The following is a 5221-nucleotide window of genomic DNA, read 5'->3' as shown; positions in this document are numbered from 1 at the left end:
CGTGCTGACCATCATGCTGGCGCGCGACTGGTAGGGCAGGGGACTCCTCACCCTGACATCTGAGACGATGAAGGCCCGCTGACCCCTCAAAGGGAGAGTGGGCCTTTTGTTGTGGTGATCCCTGAAGACGGGGATTGGCCGCGCATCTGAATGCGCGGGCCGCTCCAAACCCACCGAAAAGGAAACGCCATGACCACAAGCTTCAAACCCGTCTCCGTCGCCATCGGCGATCTGGTCTCACATCCCGCCAATGTGCGCAGCAACTCGCCGGAAACCTATGATCCTGAGAACATCGCCCATCTGAAGGCAAGCATCGCCGTTCTGGGTCTCCTGCAGCCGCTCATGGTCCAGAAGCTCGACGGCAAATATGCTGTCCTCGCCGGTGGCCGTCGGCATGCCGCGCTGAAGGAGCTGGTCGCGGACAGGGCCGCGAAAGGCTTCACGGCGAAGGCCAAGATCGACTGCCGTCTTGTGCCAGAGGATTGCGATGTCACCACGGCCCTGTCGCTCGCTGAGAACATCACCCAGGCGCCGATGAATGCCATCGACGAGTTCGAGGCTTTCGCGCGGATGATGGAGGTCGACGACCAGACGCCCGAGACGATCGCAAAGACCTTCGGCACCACGGTGGCGGCCGTGAAAGGCCGGTTGCGCTATGGCCTGATCCACCCCGACATCCGCGCCGCGGCCCGGGCCAAGACGATCACGCTCGACACGATGAAAGCCTTTGCCGAGCACCCGAGCCAGGAGGCGCAGCGCGAGGTCTTCGAGGCGCTCACAAAAGACGGCGGCTATCTGCAGGCCTATACCGTCCGTCAGGCGCTCAAATCCCGCGGTGTGCAGGTCAGCGATGATATCGGGGCTTTCGTGCGCGCGGACTACGAGGCTCGCGGCGGCGCCGTCGCGGCTGACCTTCTGGAAGAGCATTCCGTGCTGGAGGATGCAGCGCTGGTCGAAACCATCCTGCTCGAGAAGCTCGGTGCCGCCGCCGAAGAGGCCCGCATAAAGCTGGGCTTTGCCTGGGCCGATGCGATGGTGCGCTATGATTACGCGACCATGGCCGACTATGGCCGCGTCTATCCCGGCCCGATCGAGCCGGATGAGGCCACCCAGAAGCGCATCGATGAGATCAGCGCCGAACTCGAGAAATTGCAGCTCGAGATGGAGGATGAGGGGCTCGAGGACGGTGCCTACAATGCCCTTTACGAGCGCGTTGACGCTCTGGAAGAGGAAGCCCGCGATCTGCAGGAGGCCTACAGCGACGAAGATCTGGCCCGCGCTGGTGTGATTGCGTCTTGGTCGAGTGGTAATGTCACGCTCCATGTGGGCCTCGTCCGCCCGGAAGACACCGTGAAAGAGGAAGGCGCGCGCGGCTCCTCGGCTAGCCCGAGTGGGGAGGAGGCCCCGGACGCCGGCGAAATCAGCTACCCGGCCTCACTGGCCGAGGATCTCAAGACAGAGCGCGCCATGGCGCTCGGGGCCGCAATGGCGCTGAATCCGGAAGCCACGCTCGATCTGACGCTCTTCAAGCTGGTCAGTGACGTTCTGGCCAGCGGCATGAGTGTCACGCAGGCGATCAAGGTCGAGGCCCGCAATGAATACCGCAGCCATGCCAAGATGGACGAGATCGACGAGACCTCGCTCGAGCAGGTGGCGGCGGCGCATGATGCGCTTGATCTGTCCTGGCTCGATGACACCCGCGCGCCCGCCGATCAGTTCGCGGCGTTTCGCGCGCTGGAGACAGGGGAGAAGGCCAAGCTCGTGGCCTATGCCACCGCCAGCACCACGCAGTCCTGCTTCGCGCGGGATCCTCGGCGCGACAGCCTGATGCATGCGTTCGAGATCGAGATCATGCCCGATATCCGCGCCCACTGGACGCCGAATGCGGCGCTCTTCAACCGCTTCAAGAAGGCTTGGCTCCTGAAGATCCTCGGCGAGGATCTGGGTCTCGCCCAGGAGGCGGTGACGCTGGCCTCGTCGAGCAAGAAGGAGATCGTCGCCTTTTGTGACAAGCTCTTCGCCGAGCCCTTCGCCACGCTCACGGACGCGCAGCGCGCTGCCGTGGCCGCCTGGTGCCCGCCGATGATGCAGACAGCCGGTGTCGCCTGTGATGAGGCGGAGCCCGCGGCGGAAACCCCGGAGCCTGACGGCGACATCGCGCAAGCGGCCTGAGTCCTCACGCGACCCGCGCGTGGACCATGCCGCCCGCGCGGGTCGACCCTTCCAAACCGAACAGAAAGACATCCCCATGGCTATTCTCAAGTTCTCTGCCTCCGCTGTTGCGGCGCAAATCGCACATGCGCGTGCCTGCAAGACCTTCCTGCCCAACTGGAACGGGCCCGTGGACAGGCCGGCCCTGATCCTCATCGTCGGCAATGGTGTGCATCTGCGCTCAAACGGCATCGATGGCACGACCACCCGTATCGTTACCACCGAGCAGGCCGATCCCTCCTTCGCCTTCGCCGACGGCATGAACCCGTTTCGGGACACCGACTGGATGGCGCAGCGCCGCATGGCGTTTCGCGATCTGACCGGCCAGTTTTACACCGACATCCTGGATGACGTGCAGGTGCTCATCGACCGGGGGCGAGGGGCCATCCGGCTCGCCACCGATGGCCACAGCATCCGCGTCTTCGTGCGCCGGGCCTCGGACTATCTCATCGGCGGGACCTACGAAGTGCCCTCGGGCCTCGGTGGCATCTTCAGGGTCATCCTCAAGGATGCCTGCGACACCTTTGCGATCGTGCAGAACTGTGGCAATTGCGAGGATTTTGACGCCATGCAGCCCTACCGCGTGCCGCTCGATGCGCTGATGGAAATCGATGACCGGAGGGCGGCGTGATGGGTTGGCTCTTCTACACCGACGGCCGCGTCCAGACCTACGCGGATGAGAAAGCGGAGATTGCTCGGCTGTGCACCTTCGAGGGCGAAAGGCGCAAGACGGAACTGGTCAAAGCCTGCAAGGTGGGTTCGACTTGGTACGCGGCGGCAAAGGTCACAAATATCGACGGCACCCCTGTCGAAGACACGACCTATGTCACCGATGCGGATGGCTCCATCACTTTCGCCGCCGTATTCCTTACCCGATATGATGACGGCTGCTGGGGCTACAAGGACATGGAGGAAAGCGCGGGACCGGTCGAATCCCGCGCGCCACTGAGCCTATTGGCCCTGCTGTCCGAGCTGAAAGACCCAGACAGCTATGCTCATGCCTGGCGCCAGCGCTGCCAGGACTGGGCTGCGATCCCGGACTACGAGGAAGGCGACAAGATCAAGCTCGCCACCCCTGTGACGCTCACCGATGGCAGTACCTGCCAGATTGTCACCGCGACCCACTACAGGCGTGGGCGGCAAAAGCGCCGCTGCTACCGCATCGAGGAAACCGGTGGGCTCGTACGCCTGTCGAAGGCCTCGCTTGCAGGCTCGGAACTGCTCAGCTCCGCGAAGGGTGCGGCCAGCCCAGTGCTGGCGGAGTTCCTGGCGGGGAGATAATAGGTCCTGCGCCGGACCGTTGATCGACCTGCCCGGCGACAGCAGATCCTGCGGCTTATCTTGACATGGCAATGCAAATGCATTACCTATCGCGGGCAGCAAAGAACCTTTTCTTCAGGAGACTGCCATGACAGCCCTCGCACAAGATGTCTCGAAACTCACGGATCGGTATCAGACGACCGTACCGGCGGGTGTGCGCAAACAGCTCAAGCTGGGCAAGGGCGACCAGATTCGTTACTGCACCGAGCCGAGTGGCAGGGTCTATATCGAGCCCGTGCGCAGCGACGAGGAAGATCCCGTGCTCGGAGCCTTTCTCGATTTTGTCGAGGCCGATATCAAGGCGCATCCGGACCGCATTCGGGCGTTCGATGGGGCTTTGCATGACCGTCTTGCAGCACTGGTCGGAGACGTTGATGTCGATCTCGATGCGCCGCTATCGCTCGAGGATGAATGAGCGGCGATAGCGTGCCCGCCCAAGCGCCCCTTGTCGTGAATGGATGGTCGATTTATGCGCACCCACTCTTTCTGGACCAGCTCGAAGGGCTGGTCGAGGAGGTAGAGGCGCGTAAGGCTCGCGATCCCAAGACCTGGCACAAGAAAAACCCGACGAAACGGCTGGCCGCCATCTTCAAGCTGGTCACCGAGGCCATACCTGCAGATCCGGGTGCCGCCGCCTTCCGGCAAGGCGGCACACTCGGCGATCACCGCAAGCACTGGTTCCGGGCGAAATTCTTCCAGCAGTATCGGCTGTTCTACCGGTTCAACAGCGATGCGAAGGTCATCGTGGTGGCATGGGTGAACGACGACAAGACCCTGCGCGCCTATGGCAGCAAGACGGATGCCTATGCGACGTTCAAAGGGATGCTGGAAGATGGCAACCCACCTGACAATTTCGACGCGCTCTTGAAAGAAGCTGCAGCGGCAGGCAAGCGGTTCGAGAAATCCCTTGAAGCGGTGCCCGATCGGTAAGTGGGCCAGCTTGCTATGACCCTTTGGCACTATCATTTACGACGCCACGCTCGAAGATGTAGCATCGGCTGATAATGCGGTCGGAGAAAGCACAATGAATGAGACGGAAAAGGATAGGCAGCACCTCGGTCTAGAGGAGCAATGCGCGCCTGACCTGACGGGGCACCGTTTCCCAATTGCTGTGCGCGTTGCAGACATGCCCGATGACCTCGGCAAGCTGCTGGATATCGGGCTCGAGGAGCATTTCCGTGGCCGCTGAAGCGAATTCTTATGACACGTGGTTTTGCGCGCAGGTGCAGGCCGCGCTGGAGGATGCACGCTCGGGAACATCTCAGGTTCAGGTGATGCAGGCCGCACAGGCATTGATTGATGCGAAGCGGCAGGTCGAACCCAAGTCCTGACCAAGCCTTTGAGGTCGGCGCGGTCTGACTACGTCACCCTGAAAAGCGAAAGCGGGCTTTTTGTCCTTTGGAACTCAGACCCTGATCCAAAGGAAAATCCCCATGTCCAAACCCAGAACGGCCAACCCGGCTCTCGCAATCTCCGAAGCCGATCTCGCCTCTGCCCTCGCGCAAATCGGCACGGAGGTCGATGACCAGCCCCTGCGCAGTTCAGCGCTCGCGCGTATCATGCGCGAGACGTTTCATGGCAGCGATGCCGGTGGCGCCTGGGACTGGCGCATGGCCTATGACATGATGCAGGCAGCGGCCATCCAGGTGTTTCTGCGTGGGGCCGGTGCCACAGCAGACATCGCCAACGC

7 protein-coding genes and 1 pseudogene are annotated in these 5221 nt (G+C 62.3%); all 8 read left to right on the top strand.

Annotated elements, in window-relative coordinates:
* Positions 1–189 precede the first annotated feature (189 nt).
* Positions 190–2172 (top strand): ParB/RepB/Spo0J family partition protein, encoded by a 1983-nt coding sequence (locus tag GGR17_RS20000; RefSeq protein ID WP_054540533.1) that lies wholly within the window; start codon positions 190–192, stop codon positions 2170–2172.
* 76 nt (positions 2173–2248) lie between these two features.
* Positions 2249–2842 (top strand): hypothetical protein, encoded by a 594-nt coding sequence (locus tag GGR17_RS19995; protein ID WP_054540532.1) that lies wholly within the window; start codon positions 2249–2251, stop codon positions 2840–2842.
* Positions 2842–3492 (top strand): DUF6927 domain-containing protein, encoded by a 651-nt coding sequence (locus GGR17_RS19990; RefSeq protein ID WP_054540531.1) that lies wholly within the window; start codon positions 2842–2844, stop codon positions 3490–3492. The genes GGR17_RS19995 and GGR17_RS19990 overlap by 1 nt, the downstream gene beginning before the upstream one ends.
* Positions 3493–3619: 127 nt before the next feature.
* A complete protein-coding gene (locus GGR17_RS19985) occupies positions 3620–3946 on the top strand; it encodes a type II toxin-antitoxin system PrlF family antitoxin (RefSeq protein WP_005668772.1) in 327 nt (108 codons plus the stop codon).
* Positions 3943–4461 carry a type II toxin-antitoxin system YhaV family toxin gene (locus tag GGR17_RS19980; protein ID WP_024099306.1) on the top strand — a complete coding sequence of 173 codons (519 nt, stop codon included), beginning with the start codon at positions 3943–3945 and terminating at the stop codon, positions 4459–4461. Before GGR17_RS19985 ends, GGR17_RS19980 begins: the two co-directional genes overlap by 4 nt.
* A 94-nt stretch (positions 4462–4555) precedes the next feature.
* Positions 4556–4720, top strand: coding sequence for a hypothetical protein (locus GGR17_RS19975; RefSeq protein ID WP_009819683.1), 165 nt, complete (start codon positions 4556–4558; stop codon positions 4718–4720).
* Positions 4710–4862, top strand: coding sequence for an antitoxin PaaA2 family protein (locus tag GGR17_RS19970; protein WP_043754116.1), 153 nt, complete (start codon positions 4710–4712; stop codon positions 4860–4862). Before GGR17_RS19975 ends, GGR17_RS19970 begins: the two co-directional genes overlap by 11 nt.
* A gap of 102 nt (positions 4863–4964) precedes the next feature.
* Positions 4965–5221: pseudogene (locus GGR17_RS19965) on the top strand (strawberry notch family protein); the annotation flags it as partial.

Source organism: Actibacterium naphthalenivorans (genome assembly GCF_014196965.1).
Classification (GTDB): domain Bacteria; phylum Pseudomonadota; class Alphaproteobacteria; order Rhodobacterales; family Rhodobacteraceae; genus Actibacterium_A; species Actibacterium_A naphthalenivorans.
The sequence above is the reverse complement of the archived record's forward strand: the minus strand, read 5'-3'. Positions and strand labels throughout refer to the sequence as shown.

Excerpts from the sequence above, each read along its gene's own strand:
- GGR17_RS20000 (WP_054540533.1), top strand. The coding sequence starts at position 190 with ATGACCACAAGCTTCAAACCCGTCTCCGTCGCCATCGGCGATCTGGTC.
- GGR17_RS19995 (WP_054540532.1), top strand. The coding sequence starts at position 2,249 with ATGGCTATTCTCAAGTTCTCTGCCTCCGCTGTTGCGGCGCAAATCGCA.
- GGR17_RS19990 (WP_054540531.1), top strand. The coding sequence starts at position 2,842 with ATGGGTTGGCTCTTCTACACCGACGGCCGCGTCCAGACCTACGCGGAT.
- GGR17_RS19985 (WP_005668772.1), top strand. The coding sequence starts at position 3,620 with ATGACAGCCCTCGCACAAGATGTCTCGAAACTCACGGATCGGTATCAG.
- GGR17_RS19980 (WP_024099306.1), top strand. The coding sequence starts at position 3,943 with ATGAGCGGCGATAGCGTGCCCGCCCAAGCGCCCCTTGTCGTGAATGGA.
- GGR17_RS19975 (WP_009819683.1), top strand. The coding sequence starts at position 4,556 with ATGAATGAGACGGAAAAGGATAGGCAGCACCTCGGTCTAGAGGAGCAA.